General features: G+C 61.2%; 13 protein-coding genes. 6 read left to right on the top strand and 7 right to left on the bottom strand.

Annotated features, from left to right (window positions below; translation table 11 throughout):
• Positions 1–501 (bottom strand): asparaginase domain-containing protein (locus CUC44_RS17075; protein ID WP_208621085.1); only part of this gene is annotated, 501 nt, incomplete at its 3' end.
• Between the two features lie 552 nt (positions 502–1,053).
• On the opposite strand from CUC44_RS17075, the gene gltS reads away from it, so the two are divergent.
• Positions 1,054–2,253 (top strand): sodium/glutamate symporter, encoded by a 1,200-nt coding sequence (gene gltS, locus CUC44_RS17070; protein WP_100861076.1) that lies wholly within the window; start codon positions 1,054–1,056, stop codon positions 2,251–2,253.
• A 252-nt stretch (positions 2,254–2,505) separates the two neighbouring features.
• On the opposite strand, the gene CUC44_RS17065 is transcribed toward gltS, so the two are convergent.
• Positions 2,506–4,377, bottom strand: a complete 1,872-nt coding sequence (locus CUC44_RS17065) for a methyl-accepting chemotaxis protein (RefSeq protein WP_100861075.1) — start codon at positions 4,375–4,377, stop codon at positions 2,506–2,508.
• Positions 4,378–4,631: 254 nt separating this feature from the next.
• Between CUC44_RS17065 and prfB the strand changes: the two genes are divergently transcribed.
• Positions 4,632–5,730, top strand: a protein-coding gene (prfB, locus tag CUC44_RS17060; protein WP_100861074.1) for a peptide chain release factor 2 whose coding sequence is annotated in 2 segments (ribosomal slippage) — positions 4,632–4,706 and positions 4,708–5,730 — 1,098 coding nt in all. Because the reading frame shifts where the segments join, the coding sequence is not laid out codon by codon here.
• Between the two features lie 20 nt (positions 5,731–5,750).
• Entirely contained in the window at positions 5,751–7,286 is a 1,536-nt protein-coding gene (lysS, locus tag CUC44_RS17055) for a lysine--tRNA ligase (RefSeq protein ID WP_100861073.1), read from the top strand.
• A 127-nt stretch (positions 7,287–7,413) separates the two neighbouring features.
• Here the strand turns inward: lysS and CUC44_RS17050 are convergent, their stop codons facing one another.
• A complete protein-coding gene (locus CUC44_RS17050) occupies positions 7,414–8,220 on the bottom strand; it encodes a PhzF family phenazine biosynthesis protein (RefSeq protein ID WP_100861072.1) in 807 nt (268 codons plus the stop codon).
• A gap of 179 nt (positions 8,221–8,399) precedes the next feature.
• Between CUC44_RS17050 and CUC44_RS17045 the strand changes: the two genes are divergently transcribed.
• From CUC44_RS17045 to CUC44_RS17035, 3 genes are read left to right on the top strand one after another with little or no spacing between them, the layout of a single operon-like run.
• Positions 8,400–10,199, top strand: coding sequence for an assimilatory sulfite reductase (NADPH) flavoprotein subunit (locus tag CUC44_RS17045; RefSeq protein WP_167388937.1), 1,800 nt, complete (start codon positions 8,400–8,402; stop codon positions 10,197–10,199).
• Positions 10,199–11,911 (top strand): assimilatory sulfite reductase (NADPH) hemoprotein subunit, encoded by a 1,713-nt coding sequence (cysI, locus tag CUC44_RS17040; RefSeq protein WP_100861070.1) that lies wholly within the window; start codon positions 10,199–10,201, stop codon positions 11,909–11,911. The genes CUC44_RS17045 and cysI overlap by 1 nt, the downstream gene beginning before the upstream one ends.
• A complete protein-coding gene (locus CUC44_RS17035; RefSeq protein WP_100861069.1) occupies positions 11,901–12,707 on the top strand; it encodes a phosphoadenylyl-sulfate reductase in 807 nt (268 codons plus the stop codon). Before cysI ends, CUC44_RS17035 begins: the two co-directional genes overlap by 11 nt.
• Positions 12,708–12,805: 98 nt before the next feature.
• Here the strand turns inward: CUC44_RS17035 and proX are convergent, their stop codons facing one another.
• From proX to folA, 4 genes are all read right to left on the bottom strand, one after another.
• Positions 12,806–13,792: a glycine betaine/L-proline ABC transporter substrate-binding protein ProX gene (gene proX, locus CUC44_RS17030; protein WP_100861068.1), complete on the bottom strand. Its 987-nt coding sequence runs from the start codon at positions 13,790–13,792 to the stop codon at positions 12,806–12,808.
• A complete protein-coding gene (gene proW / locus CUC44_RS17025; protein ID WP_100861067.1) occupies positions 13,789–14,946 on the bottom strand; it encodes a glycine betaine/L-proline ABC transporter permease ProW in 1,158 nt (385 codons plus the stop codon). The genes proX and proW overlap by 4 nt, the downstream gene beginning before the upstream one ends.
• Positions 14,943–16,139 (bottom strand): glycine betaine/L-proline ABC transporter ATP-binding protein ProV, encoded by a 1,197-nt coding sequence (gene proV / locus CUC44_RS17020; RefSeq protein WP_100861066.1) that lies wholly within the window; start codon positions 16,137–16,139, stop codon positions 14,943–14,945. The genes proW and proV overlap by 4 nt, the downstream gene beginning before the upstream one ends.
• Before the next feature lie 464 nt (positions 16,140–16,603).
• Complete coding sequence (gene folA / locus CUC44_RS17015; protein ID WP_100861065.1) at positions 16,604–17,098, bottom strand: type 3 dihydrofolate reductase; 495 nt, start codon at positions 17,096–17,098, stop codon at positions 16,604–16,606.
• Positions 17,099–17,121 lie beyond the last annotated feature (23 nt).

Below are 17,121 nucleotides of genomic sequence, written 5' to 3'. Positions count from 1 at the left end.
GCCGTCCGCGTGTACCTTCTTGCTGCGGTTGCCGCGATAGAGCTGGTTGTTGAAAAACAGCGTCACCTCGTGGATCGGATAGTTGGCCGCTATGTAGAGGGCGTTGAGCAGGTTCTGCTGACCGTCGGATCTCAGCTCGGCGAGCGGGATCTGGGAGCCCGTGATGATCACCGGCTTGTGCAGGTCTTCCAGCATGAAGGAGAGCGCCGAGGCGGTGAACGACATAGTATCGGTGCCGTGCAGGATCACGAAACCGTCGTACTTCTCGTAGTTGTCACGAATGTCTTCGGCGATGCGCTGCCAGTCCGCCGGGGTCATGTCGGAGGAGTCGATGAGGGGGTCGTACTCGTGAATGTGATAGGACGGCATCTCGGGCCGATGAAACTCGGGCATCCGTGCCAGACAGTCTTCCATGAAGCCCACCATCGGCACATAGCCGTGGTCGGAACGCTGCATCCCTATGGTGCCGCCTGTGTTGGCGATGTAGATAGACTTCTTCACACCCTCTCCTCTCGTGTTGACTCATTATCCGTGGATCCGCCCCATCGCCGACTTGCACTTGCAGAGCCAGCGCCGATGACGTCAGGGTCGCAGATCCAGGTTGTTGCCTCCAGCGGTCTCACCTCATGGTGACGACCGTCGGCAAATCATCTCTCTGTGCCGGCCCGGCGGTTCAACCCCACCGGCTCCTCTCCCCGGATTGGAAACCGGCGAATTATAAAGACTGGCGGCCCAAATGACAGCCGCGGGATCCGGGTTTCGGCCCGGAATGTGACGGCCTGCGTTAGTTTTAAATGCCGTAAAAATATACTATGACAACCATTAATCTGATGAACATGGATATAAATGGTGCTTTTTGCTACTATCCGGCGGATTTTTCATAAATGTCATCTGGATGCCTGATGCTGTCAGGATCCTATCGATCCCATTTTTGCGTGGGATGGGGCCCCAGGCCCCCTCTTTAAATTGGCCCTGAGCCACACTGTTTTTATCCCGGCTGAATCTGTGCGTCTTTCTCGCCAAAGACACAGCCAATCAACATGGGAGTACCGAATGCTACAACTTGACCCTTACGCGACCCTGGTCGCCGCCACCCTGGTATTACTGCTCGGCCGATCCCTGGTCAACCGGATCAACGTGCTGCGCACCTTCAGCATTCCCAAGCCCGTTGCAGGGGGCCTGCTGGTCGCCCTGGTCCTGGTATTGCTGCGTGCCAGCATGGACGTGGAGCTGCGCTTTGACACCGCCTTCCAGACACCCCTGATGCTGGCCTTCTTCGCCTCCATCGGCCTCTCCGCCGATCTGGGCAGCCTCAAGCGTGGCGGCAAGGCGGTGGTCACCTTCCTGCTGGTGGTGATAGGCCTGCTGCTGCTGCAGAACATTCTGGGGATAGGTCTGGCCACCCTGCTCGGCCTGAATCCGCTGATGGGACTGCTGGCCGGCTCCATCACTTTGTCCGGTGGCCACGGTACCGGCGCGGCCTGGGGCGCCATCTTCAGCGAGAAGTACGGTCTGCAATCCGCCACCGAACTCGCCATGGCCTGTGCCACCTTCGGTCTGGTGCTGGGTGGCCTCATCGGCGGTCCGGTTGCCCGCTACCTGGTGAAGAAGGTGCAGGTGCCTGGCGCCGAGCACAACAGTGACGATGCACCCCAGGTCTTCGAGATGCCCGAGATGGAGCGTCCCATCACCACCTACAGCCTGATTGAAACCGTGGCCCTCATCGCCATCTGCCTCAAGGGGGGCGCGCTGTTCTCCGCCGCCCTTCAGGGCAGCGCCCTCGAGTTGCCTGTGTTCGTCTGCGTGCTGTTTGTCGGCGTCTTGCTGCGTAACCTGCTCTCTTTGCTGAAATGGCACGAGGTGAGCGATCGGGAAGTCTCCCTGCTCGGCAACGTCAGCCTCTCCCTGTTCCTGGCCATGGCGCTGATGAGCCTGAAGCTCTGGGATCTGGCGAGCCTGGCCCTGCCCATCTTCGTGTTGCTGGCCGCCCAGACGGTGGCGATGGCGCTCTACGCCATCTTCGTCACCTTCCGGGTCATGGGCAGCAACTACGACGCGGCCGTGCTGGCGGCGGGTCACTGCGGCTTCGGTCTCGGTGCCACCCCGACCGCCATTGCCAACATGCAGGCCATCACCCAGCGCTTCGGCCCGTCCCACATGGCGTTCCTGGTGGTGCCCATGGTCGGTGCCTTCTTCATCGACATCATCAATGCCATGGTGATCAAGCTGTTCCTGGCCCTGCCCTTCCTGTAACCGGCAAGTCCACCGTTCAGAGACAAGAGCCCACCTTATGGTGGGCTCTTTGTTTTCTGGCCACAGCCAACGTCGGGCGTGGCAGATATGTTGTCTGCGCCTTATCCCACCAGCCCTGCCAACAACACACCTTATGACCTCTCCCCTCACGGGGTAGCACTGGGACTCCTATAAGCAACCAATAAAAAGCCCCGCACAGAAGTACGGGGCTTTGGCGTCATGGGGCTGCCTATGTGACAGCCCGCTGCTCACTTAGAGGATAAAGGTCGACACCTGCTGGTTCAGGTTGGTGGCACGGCCCTTGAGGCCCTGCGCCTGATCCAGATCCCGCATGGCGGCGGCGGTGATCTCGTCACTCACGTCCTTGATGGCGGTGGTGTTCTGGGTGATCTCGCCGGTCACCTGGGTCTGCTCCTCGGCGGCGGTGGCGATCTGACCCGCCATGTCGGAGATGAGCGAGACCGCCTGGGTGATCTCTTCGAGCGCGGCGGCAGCGGCATCGGCGTCTTTCACGCTGTTGTCCGCCAGCCCCTGGCTGGTCTGCATCAGGCTCACCGCACGGGCCGTGGTCTGCTGCAGGGTCTCGATGGTGGCCTGGATCTCCTGGGTGGAGTCCTGGGTGCGGCGCGACAGCACCCGCACCTCGTCCGCCACCACGGCGAAGCCACGGCCCTGCTCGCCGGCACGGGCCGCCTCGATGGCCGCGTTCAGTGCCAGCAGGTTGGTCTGCTCGGCGATGCCCTGGATGGTTGAGAGGATGCCGGAGATGGCCTGAGCGTGGCGGCTCAGTTCGCCGATGACGCCGGTGGCCTGACCCACTTCCTCCGCCAGGTTGTTGATGGAGGCACGGGTCTGGTTCACCAGCATCTTGCCCTGCTCACTGCTCTGGGCAGATTGCTGAGCAGCGGCGGCCGTGTTCTCGGCGTTGCCGGCGATCTCCATGGTGGCGCTCGCCATCTCGGTCACGGCGGTGGCGACCATGGTCACCTCCTGCTGTTGACGCTGCAGCTCTTCCACCGCGGCCTGGTTGGTCACCAGACTGCGCTCCGCATCGGCGTTCAGCTCGTTGGCCAGCTGGCGGATGTTGCCGATCAGCTGGTGCTGGCTGCCGACGAAGCGGTTGAAGCTGTTGGCCAGCTGACCCACCTCGTCGTTGGCGTCGATCTTGATACGCTGGGTCAGATCGCCGTTACCGTCGGCGATGCGGGCCAGGGCTTGGGAGACCTTGCCGAGCGGGCCGAGCAGCAGGCTGACCAGCCAGGAGATGGCGAGGATACTGCCCACCAGCACCAGCAGGGCCAGACCGAGCTGGGTCAGCAGCAGGGAGGAGAGCGGCGCTTCCAGGGTGGCCTTGTCCAGTACCAGCACCAGCTCCCAGTCGGTGTTCGGAATGTCTACCGCCCACAGCAGCTTGTCACGACCTTCGTTGTCGAAATAGGCCGGCACCAGGCCCTGACTCGCCTTGCTCTGTTCGATCAGGCCGTTGGTCAGATCGTTGTCGATCTCGGTGGCCGGTTTCATCGCCTTGGCTGCGTCCTTGTAGGCGATGACGGTGCCGTCCTTGTGCATCAGGATGGCGACGCCGTCCGCCGGCAGGGCCATCTTGGTGACGTCCTCCACCAGAGAAGCGATGGATAGGTCACCACCGACCACGCCGCCCTGAGCCGGCTGGGCCAGGGTCACCACCATGATGTTGTAGGCCACATCCAGATAGGGTTTGGTCACGATCAAAGCGCCCTTGCCCATGGCTTCCTGATACCAGCCACGGGAGCGGGGATCATAACCATCGCGATTGATGGAAGGGTCGGAGTCGTGCATCTTGCCGCTGCCCTCACCGAAGTAGGTGAGCTGGAAGCGGCCGGAAACTTGCGCCTGTTGCAGGGCGTTGAGGGGTTCTGGGGTAGCCTTGTTGCCGAGAGCCTGGACGACGTCGCGACGGGCGGCGAGCCAGTCGCTGATCCGCTCTGCCTGCTGGCTGCCGAGGCGTTGCACCTGCTCCTGACTGCCTTGCAGCAGCAGGGACTTCTGACTGGTATAGCTCTGCCAGGAGAGCAGCAGGATCACCAGCGACAGGGCGATGACCACAGACAACAGTATCTTCTGCTTGAGTGATAGATTGTTCATCGTGCTTTCTTCTTGTGGGGTCAGGAACAGGATTGCTCGCAAAGTGCATGGCACTCTTGAGAGAGATAGCGGCCAATGGGCACAAAACTGAAGCGGTGAATGGCATCAGTGGCGATATTTTCCACTGAAACCTTGCCAATAGCATCAGAAATCACCGCTGGCAGCCATGCCATGCCAGCCAACCCTGTTTATTCCTTCCACAATTGGCTAGAATGTCCCGTTTTTAAATCACATCGACCCCGAGAGTTTTCACGATGTTTGAAGTCAATCCTGTATTAAATAAGCTTAAGGAGCTGTCTGAGAGGACCGAGCTGCTTAGGGGGTACCTTTGACTATGACGCCAAGAAAGAGCGTCTAGAAGAGGTCAATGCCGAGCTGGAACAGCCGGATGTCTGGAATGAGCCAGAGCGCGCCCAGGCGCTTGGCAAGGAGCGCGTGGCGCTCGAAAACGTGGTCGGCACCATAGACACCCTGACCCAGGGCGTCGACGATGTGGAGATGCTGGTCAGCCTGGCGGTCGAAGGCGAAGACGAAGAGACCTTCAACGAGGCCATCGTCGAAGCGGATCAGCTGGAAGCCAAGCTGGTGGATCTCGAGTTCCGCCGCATGTTCTCCGGCCAGCACGACGGCTCTGACTGCTACATCGACATCCAGTCAGGTTCCGGTGGCACCGAAGCCCAGGACTGGGCCAACATGGTGCTGCGCATGTACCTGCGCTGGGGCGATGCCCACGGCTACAAGCCGGAGCTGATCGAGCTGTCTGACGGCGACGTGGCCGGCATCAAGTCCGCCACCATCAAGTTCACCGGTGAATACGCGTTCGGCTGGCTGCGCACCGAGACCGGCGTGCACCGTCTGGTCCGTAAATCTCCGTTCGATTCCGGCGGCCGTCGCCACACCTCGTTCTGTTCCGTGTTCGTCTATCCCGAGATCGACGATGACATCGACATCGAGATCAACCCGGCCGACCTGCGCATCGACGTCTACCGTGCCTCCGGCGCCGGTGGTCAGCACGTCAACCGGACCGAGTCCGCGGTGCGTATTACCCACGTCCCGACCGGGGTGGTGGTACAGTGCCAAAACGACCGTTCCCAGCACAAAAACAAAGATCAGTGTATGAAGCAGCTGAAAGCCAAGCTCTATGAGCTGGAAATTCAGAAGCAGAATGCCGAGAAGCAAGCCCTCGAAGAGACCAAGTCCGATATCGGCTGGGGTAGCCAGATCCGCTCCTATGTACTGGATGATTCCCGTATCAAGGATCTGCGCACCGGCGTCGAGACCCGCAACACCCAATCGGTGCTGGACGGCGACTTGGACAAGTTTATCGAAGCCAGCCTGAAATCAGGCCTGTAAACAGCACAGCAGGAATCACCATGTCTGAACAAACCACTACTCCGGAAGTCGACCAAACTCTCGAACTGAACAACGAGATGCTTGAGCGTCGCTCCAAGCTGGCCGCCCTGCGCGCCCAGGGCAATCCCTTCCCCAACGACTTCCGTCGTGACAGCCTGTCCGGCGACCTGCATGCAGAGTTCGGCGACAAGAGTGCCGACGAGCTGACGGCCCTGGGTAAACGGGTGAAGATTGCCGGTCGTATCATGACCCGCCGGATCATGGGCAAGGCTTCCTTCGCGACCCTGCAGGACATGGCTGGCAAGATCCAGATCTACGTCACCCGTGACGATCTGCCGGAAGGCTTCTACAACGAGCAGTTCAAGAAGTGGGATCTGGGCGACATCGTCGGCGTGGAAGGGACTCTGTTCCGTACCAACACCGGTGAACTGTCCGTGCACGTCTCCACCATCCGTCTGCTGACCAAGGCACTGCGTCCGCTGCCCGAGAAGCACAAGGGCCTGACCGATCAGGAAGCCCGTTGCCGTCAGCGCTACCTGGATCTCATCGCCAACGAAGAGTCCCGCAAGACCTTCATGATCCGCACCCAGGTGGTCGCCGGCATCCGCAAGTTCTTCAACGAGAAGCGCTTCATGGAAGTGGAAACTCCCATGATGCAAGTCATCCCGGGTGGTGCCTCCGCGCGTCCGTTCGTCACTCACCACAATGCGCTGGACATCGACATGTACCTGCGTATCGCTCCCGAGCTCTATCTGAAGCGTCTGGTGGTCGGTGGTTTCGAGCGCGTGTACGAGATCAACCGCAACTTCCGTAACGAAGGCATCTCGGTGCGTCACAACCCCGAGTTCACCATGATCGAGTTCTATATGGCCTATGCCGATTACATCGATCTGATGGACTTGACCGAGGAGCTGCTGCGCACCCTGGCCCAGGACATCCTGGGTGACACCAAGATCCGTTACGCCAAAGAGGGCGAAGAGGGTCTGACCATCGATTTCGGTCAGCCGTTCCAGCGCCTCACCATGGTCGAGTCCATCCTGAAGTTCAACGCGGATGTGACCCTGGCCGATCTGGCCACCCTGGAGAGCGCCAAGGCTGTCGCCAAGCGTCTGCACATCGAGCTGATGAAGGGCTGGGAGCTGGGCCACGTGATCACTGCCATCTTCGAAGAGACAGTGGAGCACATGCTGCTGCAACCGACCTTCATCACAGAATATCCGGCTGCCGTTTCCCCGCTGGCCCGTCGTAACGACGTGAACCCGGACGTGACCGACCGCTTCGAATTCTTCATCGGCGGCCGCGAGCTGGCCAACGGCTTCTCCGAGCTGAACGATGCGGAAGATCAGGCCAAGCGCTTCCAGGATCAGGTTGATCAGAAAGCCGCAGGCGACGACGAAGCCATGTTCTATGACGCCGACTTCGTCACCGCGCTGGAACACGGCCTGCCGCCCACTGCCGGTCAGGGTATCGGTATCGACCGTCTGGTCATGCTGTTCACCAACAGCCACACCATTCGCGACGTCATCCTGTTCCCGGCCCTGCGTCCGCAGAAGTAAGGTCCGCAACAACAAGCCATCGAGGGCAGAGTCCCTCTGCCCTCGAGCGCCATCAAAACGCCCCGCAATTGCGGGGCGTTTTTTTAGGTGCGATGCACATAGATGCGCGGCAGATCGGGAGTGCCCCTTATTTGGCAGGAGGCAGCAACCACTCCCCCTGCCACAGGGTCAGTGCCTGGCCGGCCATCTGTACCCTCTCCTCTGCCAGCCGCAGCCGCAGCTCCCCGCTCCTCGCCGAGAGCTGACGGGCGCGCAGCTGCGTCTTGCCGAGGCGATCGGCCCAGAACGGCACCAGGGCGCAGTGGTTGGAGCCGGTGGCCGGATCCTCATTCACCCCCACCCAGGGGGCGAAGTAGCGGGAGACGAAATCATACTCAGCGCTACTCGACGGCGCAGTGACCATCAGACCGCGACCCGGCAGGGCATGCAGGGCGTGGAAGTCCGGCTTGAGAGCCCGCACCTCTTCCTCGCTTCCCAGCTCCAGCAGGAACTTGGCACCAGCGGCCAGGGTCTGCAGCGGCTGGCAGCCCAGGGCGGCGGCGTAAGCCGAGTCCAGGGTCAAGGCACCAAGCGGAATGCGCGGGAAATCGAGCCAGATCCAGTCTCCCTCCCGCGCCGCGGTCAATACGCCGCTGCGGGTCTCGAAGCGCAGCACCTCGTCGGCCGTCGCCAGCCCGGCCTCCCAGATGGCGTGGGCCGCCGCCAGGGTGCCGTGACCACAGAGATCTACCTCCAGCGCCGGGGTGAACCAACGCAACTGGTAGTGAGCAGTTCCTAACGGGGTGAGGAAGGCGGTCTCGGAGAGGTTGAACTCGGCCGCCATGGCCTGCAGCTCGGCCGTGAGCCGCTCAGGCCCCAGCACCACCACCGCCGGGTTGCCGCCGAAGGGGTGCTGGCTGAAGGCATTGACATGAAACAATCTGGTCATCGACATATCCTGTGACGGGAGAAGGGACTCATTACTGCTCTTTTATACCATGAGTCAAGGCGGTGCTGAGCCGGATCCCGACTTTATAAATTCACAAATCGCATAAAGAAGATATTTTTATTCTTTGTTGTTATTCATTGCACCCCTTACCCTGACCAAAAATCAGACCATGGAAGACGTGTGTGATGCAATTGACAGCCCAGATCCCTAATATAAGTCCGCTCTCTGACGAGCAGCAGCGCCAGCTGAATCAGGTTCTCACCACCCTCAATACCCAGCAGCTTGCCTGGGTGAGCGGCTATCTCTATGGCCTCTCCCAATCGGGCCAGCAGCCGGTGACCACCACGACCACCAGCGCGGCGCCAGGCGGCAGCCTGACCATTCTCTACGGCTCCCAGACCGGCAATGCCAAGGGGGCGGCCGCCGTCATTCAGAAGCAGGCACAAGCTCTGGGCTTGCCCGTCACCCTGGTCTCCATGGCCGATTACAAACCCAAGCAGCTCAAGAAAGAGAGCCACCTGCTGGTGGTAGTGAGCACTTACGGGGAGGGTGAGCCGCCGGAGAGCGCTGTCGATCTGTTTGAGCAATTGAAGAAGGGCAAGATTGGCAAGCTGGAGGGGCTCAAGTTCGCGGTGCTGGGCCTGGGTGACAGCTCCTACGAATTCTTCTGCCAGACCGGCAAGGACTTCGATGGCTTCTTCGCCAAGGCGGGGGCCGATCGCATCCATGATCTCGCCAGCCTGGACGTGGATTATCAGGAGGCCGCCAAGGCCTGGGGCGAGCAGGCGGTGAAAGCCATCGCCACTACCCTGTCTGCTGGCGGCGCCGCCAGCGCGGCAACCAGCCTGGCTGGCGCGGTGCAAAGTGCGGTCGGTCACAGCCAGTATCACAAGGAGAACCCCTTCCCTGCCCGCCTCTCCCTCAATCAGAAGGTCACTGGCCGCGACTCCACCAAGGACATCCGTCATATCGAGATCAATCTCGAGGAGTCTGGCATCACCTATCAACCCGGCGATGCCCTCGGCATCTGGTTTGACAACGACGCAGCCCTGGTGGACGAGGTGCTGGCCCTGACCGGTCTTGCCGGGGATGAAGCCACCGCCCAGGGTCCATTGCGCGCGGCCCTGACCCGTCACTTCGAGCTAACCAGGTTGCACGGCGGCTTTATCACGGGCCTCGCCGACATCTCAGGCAACGCTGCCCTGAAAGATCTCGCCGGCGACAAGGCCCAGGTCAACGCTCTTGTCGCTTCTGCCCAGGTAGTGGATGTGCTCAAGCGCTTCCCCGCCAAGCTCGGCGCCGAGCAACTGGTCAGCCTGCTGCGCCCGCTCACCCCCCGCCTCTACTCCATCGCCTCCGCCCAGAGCGAAGTGGAAGAAGAAGTGCACCTCACCGTCGGCGTGGTGCGCTATCCCCAGGCCGATGGCACTGTACGCTCCGGTGGCGCCTCCTCCTATCTGGCAGACCGCTTGGCCGAAGAGGCCGAGGTGCGAGTGTTCGTTGAGCACAACGACAACTTCCGCCTGCCGGCGAGCCCGGATACCCCCGTCATCATGGTGGGTCCGGGCACCGGCATAGCGCCGTTTCGCGCCTTTATGCAGGAGCGGGAAGCCCAGGGAGCAGAAGGCAAGAACTGGCTCTTCTTCGGCAACCCCCACTTCACCCAGGACTTCCTCTATCAGGTGGAGTGGCAGCGTTATGTGAAGTCCGGCCTGCTCAGCAAGATCTCGCTGGCATTTAGCCGGGATCAGGGCCACAAGATCTATGTGCAGGACAGACTGCGGGAAGCTGGCCTCGAGCTCTATCAATGGCTGGAAGCCGGCGCCCACTTCTATGTGTGCGGCGACGCCAACCACATGGCCAAGGATGTGCAGCAAGCGCTGCTGGATGTGATTGCCGAACACGGCCACAAGAGCCGTGAGGAAGCAGAAGAGTATTTGAGCGAATTGCGTCGTGCCAAACGTTATCAAAGGGATGTCTATTGATGAGCAAACAAGTGATTCCGGGACCGGTGGAAGGACCGCTCTCCGACAACGAGCGCCTCAAGCGCGAGAGCAACTTCCTGCGCGGCACCATAGAGCAGGATCTGCAGGATCCCCTCACCGGCGGCTTCAACGGCGACAACTTCCAGCTGATCCGCTTCCACGGCATGTATCAGCAGGATGACCGCGATATCCGCCCGGAGCGCGCCGCCCAGAAGCTCGAACCCCTGCACAACGTCATGCTGCGAGCCCGCCTGCCCGGCGGCATCATCACCCCGGCCCAGTGGCAGGTGATCGACAAGTTTGCCGAGGAGCACAGCCTGTACGGCAGCATTCGCCTCACCACCCGCCAGACCTTCCAGTTCCACGGTGTGCTGAAGCGCGACATCAAGCTGATGCACCAGACCCTCAACGGTACCGGCATCGACTCCATAGCCACCGCGGGGGATGTGAACCGCAACGTGCTCTGTACCAGCAACCCGGTGGAATCCGAGCTGCATCAGGAGGCCTACGAGTGGGCCAAGAAGATCTCCGAGCACCTGTTGCCCAAGACCCGCGCCTATGTGGAGATCTGGCTGGACGGCGAGAAACTTGGCGGCGATGAGGAGCCCATCCTCGGCTCCAACTATCTGCCGCGCAAGTTCAAGACCACGGTCGTTATCCCGCCCCACAACGACGTGGACATCCACGCCAACGATCTGAACTTCGTGGCCATTGCCGATGGCGGCAAGCTGGTGGGCTTCAACGTGCTGGTGGGCGGCGGCCTCGCCATGACCCACGGCGATACAACTACCTATCCGCGCAAGGCGAGCGACTTCGGCTTCATCCCCCTCTCCCACGTGCTGGAAGTGGCGGCCGCCGTGGTCAGCACCCAGCGCGACTGGGGCAACCGGGTCAACCGCAAGAACGCCAAAACCAAGTACACGCTGGAGCGAGTGGGCGTCGAGGCCTTCAAGGCCGAGGTGGAGAGCCGCGCCGGCATCTCGTTTGGCGAGGTTCGCCCCTACGAATTCACCAGCCGTGGCGACCGCTTCGGTTGGGTGGAAGGCATTGATGGCAAGCATCACCTGACCCTGTTCATCGAGAACGGTCGCCTGCTGGACTTCCCGGGCAAGCCCCTCAAGACCGGCATGCTGGAGATTGCCAAGGTGCATCAGGGGGATTTCCGCCTGACCGCCAACCAGAACCTCATCATCGCCGGCGTCCCCGCCAAGGAGAGGGCCCGCATCGAGAAGCTGGTCCGCCAATATGGCCTGCTGGATGACGGCGTGAGCGAGCAGCGCAAGCAGTCCATGGCCTGCGTGGCCCTGCCCACCTGCCCGCTCGCCATGGCCGAAGCCGAGCGCATGTTGCCGGCCTTCGTCACCGACATCGAAGGCCTGCTGGCCAAGCATGGGCAGGCGGACGACGCCATCATCTTCCGGGTTACCGGTTGCCCGAACGGCTGTGGCCGCGCCATGCTGGCGGAGGTGGGTCTGGTGGGCAAGGCCCCAGGTCGTTACAACCTGCACCTGGGTGGCAACCTGGAGGGGACCCGCATTCCGCGTCTCTATCAGGAGAACATCACCGAGCCGCAGATCCTGGCCGAGCTCGACACCCTGATCGGCCGCTGGGCCAAGGAGCGCGACGAAGCCGAGTGCTTCGGCGACTTCGTGATCCGCGCAGGCATAGTGGCGCCAGTTATCGATTCCGCGAGGGACTTCTATGCAGCCTGAACTAGCAACTAGCGGGCAGCCCAGGCTCACCGCCGACGGGCGGCTCGATCTGCAGGCCCTGCTGGCCCTGAGTCGGGAGGAGCAGGTCGAGGTGCTGGCCCCCCTTAACCGGGCGCTGGACGCCATGAGCGCCCCCGAGCGGGTACGCTGGGCCCTGAAGCACCTGCCGGGAGAACACGTGCTATCGTCCAGCTTCGGCATCCAGGCGGCGCTGATGCTGCATCTGGTAAGCCAGGAGAAAAGCGATGTGCCCGTGGTGCTGACCGATACCGGTTATCTGTTCCCGGAGACCTACTGCTTCATCGACGAGCTGACCGAGCGCCTCGCGCTCAACCTGAAGATCTACCGTGCCGAGCTCTCGCCAGCCTGGCAGGAGGCGCGCTTCGGCCTCTTGTGGGAACAGGGAGTAGAGGGGATCACCCGCTACAACCAGCTCAACAAGGTGGAGCCCATGGACCGCGCCCTGGCGGAACTCGGCGCCCAGACCTGGTTCTCTGGCCTGCGCCGGGAGCAGTCCGGCAGCCGTGGCCAGCTGCCTGTGCTCGCCATCGCGCGCGGCCGCTTCAAGTTCCTGCCGGTCATCGACTGGAGCAACAAGGACGTCTTCTACTACTTCAAAGAGTTCGACCTGCCCTATCACCCCCTGTGGGATCAGGGCTACCTCTCGGTCGGCGATGTGCACACCACCACCAAGTGGGAGCCTGGCATGAGTGAGGAGCAGACCCGCTTCTTCGGTCTCAAGCGAGAATGCGGCCTGCACGAGGAAAACGGCGAGCAAGGCAGCTCCGGGAGCTGATCCCGCCAGCCCCTTATTCTGCCCATAAAAAACGCCCGGCCAATGCCGGGCGTTTTGTCTATCGGGGGGAAGCATCCCTCCACTGTCAGAGTTGCGACTTATTGCGCTGCGGTGCGCGCCTGGGCAAGCCAGTCGTTGACCTGCTGCTCATGCCCCTTGAGCCAGGCATCCGCGTGGCGCTCCACATCCGCCGGTTTGTTCTGTCCCTTGTTCATCAAGCCATTCTGGATGTTGATGTCGTTGAGCGGCAGCTTGACGATGGCAAACAGCTTGGCCGCCGCCGGATTGGCATCGGTGAAGGCCTTGTTCGCGACTATGTGCATGGTATTGACCGCAAAACCGTAGTTCTTGCCGTTTGGCAGCCGGGTCTTGGCCGCATCCCTGGCATCGGCTGGGACCTCCAGCCAGACCACGTCCCGTCCCGGCACCAGTTCGCTGCTGAGCCAGTACGGCGTCCAGGTGTAATAGAGCACCGGCTTGCCGCTCTGGTAGCGAGCCAGGGTATCGGCGACGAGAGCCGCGTAGTTGCCCTGCTTGTGGGTCACGGTCGGGGTCAGCCCAAACTCGTCGAGGTGGTGGTTGATCGCCTCCTCGCAGCCCCAGCCTGGGTTGCACCCCACCAGATCGGCCTTGCCATCACCGTCGCCATCAAACAGCGCCGCCAGCTTGGGATCCTTCAGCTGACCGAGGTTGGTGATGCCATATTGGGTGGCCGTCTTCTTGTCGATGAGATAGCCCTGGGCGGCGCCGGCCACATAGGTCCCCTGGCGGAAGAATACCTTGTCCCCCCCCGCCTGCTCGTACTTGTTGTCCTGCAGCGGGATCCAGTTAAAGGCGAGGAAGGTGCCGTCCCCTTGCGCCACCGAGGCATAGGCCACGTTGTAGTCCACCTCCTGCGCCGGCTGGACGTCATAACCGAGCCGCTCCATCAGCTTGCTGACCAGCAGGCTCTGGAACGCCTCTTCCGGCAGGGAGCTCTGTAAGGGTTGCACCTTGACCCCCTCCCCCGGCAGCTCGGCGCTGGCCATGGCGACTGTGCTGAGTAGCAGGGCGCCCAGGGTCAGGCTGGTGGTGATGCGTCTCATGAGGTTGCTCCTTTGCATTGAATGGATGGGCTGCGACCGCACAGCCGCAGCAGCAGGGCCACGGGGCCGCGCTGATACCAGCGGCCGGTCCGGCTGCGATCCGGCTGTCCCATGGCCTGGGTCAGACGATCGAGGACGATGGCCAGCAGCACTATGCCGAGGCCGCCGATGGAGGCGAGCCCCATATCGAGGCGACCTATGCCCCGCAGCACCATCTGGCCCAGGCCACCGACCGCGATCATGGAGGCGATCACCACCATGGAGAGCGCCAGCATCAGGGTCTGGTTGACCCCGGCCATGATGGTGGGCATGGCGAGCGGCAGTTGTACCTTGAACAGCAGCTGGGATGGACTGGCGCCGAACGAGTGAGCCGCCTCCACCAAGTCTGCGGGCACCTGGCGGATCCCCAGCATGGTCAGCCGGATCATGGGCGGCAGGGCGAAGATCACCGTCACCACCACGCCGGGTACGTTGCCGATGCCAAACAGCATGACGATGGGGATGAGGTAAACGAAGGCCGGGGTGGTCTGCATGGCGTCCAGCAGGGGCCGGGTCCAGCGCGACAGCCGCTCACTGCGCGCCAGCAGGATACCGACCGGCAAGCCAATCAGGACGCAGAAGAACAGCGAGGTCAGCACCAGTGACAGGGTCACCATGGCATCGGACCAAGCACCGATGAGGCCGATCCCGATAAGAGACACAAGCGTGCCAAGGGCCATGCGGCCGTTGACCAGCTGCCAGGCGACCAGGGTCAGCAGCCCTATCATCAGGGCGGATGGCACCGTCTGCAGCAGATGGGTCATGCCATTGAGGGTTAGCTCCACCGGCGCCCGGATCAGCTGGAACAGGGGCCGCAGGTTCTCGACCAGCCAGCCGATGCCACTCTCGACCCAGGAATCCAGCGGCACAAACGCCTGCTGGAAAGGGTCCAGCCAGTTGATCTGCGCATCTGTCTCTGCGCTCGCTATCTGGTTCTGCCAGTCGGCGGCGGTGGTGTCGGTGCTCGCCCAGGGGTTGCTGGCGGCCTCTGTGCTCGCCTCAGTGGTTGTAGCCCAGGGATCGGCCGCGACGTCGTCGGCCCGAGCGGGGGCACTCGCCAGCAGCAATAACGCCAGCATGCCTGCCAGCAGACGATAGGGGGAGGTTAATTTCATGCCGGGGTACTCCTGTCCAGGGTGTTCAGCAGGTTGGCCTTGGAGATGAGCCCCAGATAGCTGCCATCCGATTCGACCACGGGCACCTGACAGGGGGCGGCGGCCACCTGGCTGATGAGTTCATTGAGAGGGGTATCCGCCAAAATGGGCTGGATGTCTGCCAGCAGCGCCTGCTCCAGGCTGCCCTTGTCACGCACCGCCTGGCTCAGCGACTCGACCGAGACGACGCCGAGGAAGCGACGGCTGCGATCCACCACATAGCCGTATTCCCGCTCCAGATCCTTGAGCTGACGCAGGGCGTTGCCCGGCCCGTCCGTGGTGTGTTTCTTGATAAGGGGTACCTGTTTGCGGCTCGCCACATCCCGGGCGCTGAATACATTGGCCAGATCCACCCCGCGAAAGAAGGCGCGCACATAGTCGTTGGCGGGTTGGTTCAGGATCTCGTCCGGGGTGCCGACTTGTACCACCTGACCGTCCTGCATGATGGCGATGCGATCGCCGATGCGCATCGCCTCGTCCAGATCGTGGGAAATAAAGACGATGGTTCTCTGCTGACTGCCCTGCAGCTTGAGTAGTTCATCCTGCATTTCTGTGCGGATCAAGGGATCCAGCGCGGAGAACGCCTCATCCATCAGCAGGATATCCGGGTCATTGGCCAGGGCTCGGGCCAGGCCGACCCGTTGTTTCATGCCGCCGGAGAGGGCATCCGGGTAGGCGTCAATCCACTGACCCAGCCCCACCTGATGCAGGGCCTGGCGGGCGCTGTGCTGGCGCTCCGCCAGCGCCACCCCGGCCAGCTCCAGGCCGAAGGCGGTGTTTTCCAGCACGCTCAAGTGGGGCATCAGGGCGAAGGACTGGAACACCATGCTGATCTTCTTGCGCCGCACCTGACGCAGCTCGCTGTCCGAGATGGCGGCTATGTCTTCACCGTCGATCAGCACCTGGCCACGGGTCGGCTCGATCAGCCGGTTGAAGAGGCGCACCAGGGTGGACTTGCCCGAGCCGGACAGCCCCATGATCACGAAGATCTCCCCCTCCTGGATGGCGAGGTTGACGTCCTGCACCCCCAGGGTCTGCCCGCTCTTTTGCAAGATGCTGGCGCGGTCGTGCCCTTTTGCCAGTAATTTGAACGCTTTTTCCGGATGTTCCCCGAAGATTTTATAGAGTGATTTGACCTCAAGCTTGACTGTCATATTGTCCTTTTTTTATGGCCGACATCTTGCTGTTTCAGCTGTCGAACGCGAACCAATTACTTTTAACACTAAACAAAAACCAACACCAAAAGAAGAACCATAAGAGTCTTGTCATAAATATATGAAAATAAGCATATGATTTTAAACGACTATTTATTGAAACAAAAATTCAACAGATGGGCGTTAATGACTATAAAAATAGGGATTTTATGATGATTACACCCAATAACTCCCTGTCTTGATGAGCAATATCAAGGGGATCAACAGATGAGCAGGTGGTGGTTAGAGCGGCGTTCTGGAGTCGGATGATTTGCCTCTTAAATCATTACAGAGCGAATTATTTTTCTGACATCAGAGAGAGGAAAAATAGAGGGTAAGGAAGAGGTCTGTCGCATCAAAAAACAGACGCAAAATGTGCAAAAAAAAGCCCCCGCAGTGCGGGGGCTTGTCAGATCCAAAACCGGCTAGCGGCGCTGCCAGGTTTCAAAACAGTAAGGATGAGGGTTCTTCTCGTCGGCGGGGTGGGATTCACTCTCGAGCCTCACCCAGTCAGCCTCATCGAAGGCCGGAAAACGGGTGTCTCCCCCCACCGCCAGATCGATCCGGGTCAGATAGAGGCGACTCGCCTGGGGCAGCAGCTGGGCATAGAGATGACCGCCACCGATCACCATCAGCTCCTCCGGAGTGTCGATCTCAGATAAGGTTGCTAACACTTCGTCGATTGATGTGAAAACCTCAACATCAGGCGCTTTAAAACCTAAATTACGACTAATAACTAAGTTTCGGCGGCCGGGCAGGGGACGACCGATGGAGTCGAAGGTCTTCCGCCCCATCAGCACCGGCTTGCCCAGGGTGACCCGTTTGAAGTGGGCGAGATCCGCGGGCAAGTGCCATGGCATCTGGTTATCCAGGCCAATCACGCGATCGTGCGCCATGGCGGCAATCATGGAAATTTTCATGGTTCAGCCTCTCACACAATCAT

The organism is Aeromonas lusitana (assembly GCF_002812985.1).
Classification (GTDB): domain Bacteria; phylum Pseudomonadota; class Gammaproteobacteria; order Enterobacterales; family Aeromonadaceae; genus Aeromonas; species Aeromonas lusitana.
Note: the sequence above shows the minus strand (reverse complement) of the source record. Positions and strands in the feature narration are given on the sequence as shown.

Coding starts and splice junctions, on each gene's coding strand:
- CUC44_RS17045 (WP_167388937.1), top strand. CDS start 8,400: ATGCAATTGACAGCCCAGATCCCTAATATAAGTCCGCTCTCTGACGAG.
- lysS (WP_100861073.1), top strand. CDS start 5,751: ATGTCTGAACAAACCACTACTCCGGAAGTCGACCAAACTCTCGAACTG.
- proV (WP_100861066.1), bottom strand. CDS start 16,139: ATGACAGTCAAGCTTGAGGTCAAATCACTCTATAAAATCTTCGGGGAA.
- folA (WP_100861065.1), bottom strand. CDS start 17,098: ATGAAAATTTCCATGATTGCCGCCATGGCGCACGATCGCGTGATTGGC.
- proX (WP_100861068.1), bottom strand. CDS start 13,792: ATGAGACGCATCACCACCAGCCTGACCCTGGGCGCCCTGCTACTCAGC.
- gltS (WP_100861076.1), top strand. CDS start 1,054: ATGCTACAACTTGACCCTTACGCGACCCTGGTCGCCGCCACCCTGGTA.
- CUC44_RS17065 (WP_100861075.1), bottom strand. CDS start 4,377: ATGAACAATCTATCACTCAAGCAGAAGATACTGTTGTCTGTGGTCATC.
- cysI (WP_100861070.1), top strand. CDS start 10,199: ATGAGCAAACAAGTGATTCCGGGACCGGTGGAAGGACCGCTCTCCGAC.
- CUC44_RS17050 (WP_100861072.1), bottom strand. CDS start 8,220: ATGTCGATGACCAGATTGTTTCATGTCAATGCCTTCAGCCAGCACCCC.
- CUC44_RS17035 (WP_100861069.1), top strand. CDS start 11,901: ATGCAGCCTGAACTAGCAACTAGCGGGCAGCCCAGGCTCACCGCCGAC.
- proW (WP_100861067.1), bottom strand. CDS start 14,946: ATGAAATTAACCTCCCCCTATCGTCTGCTGGCAGGCATGCTGGCGTTA.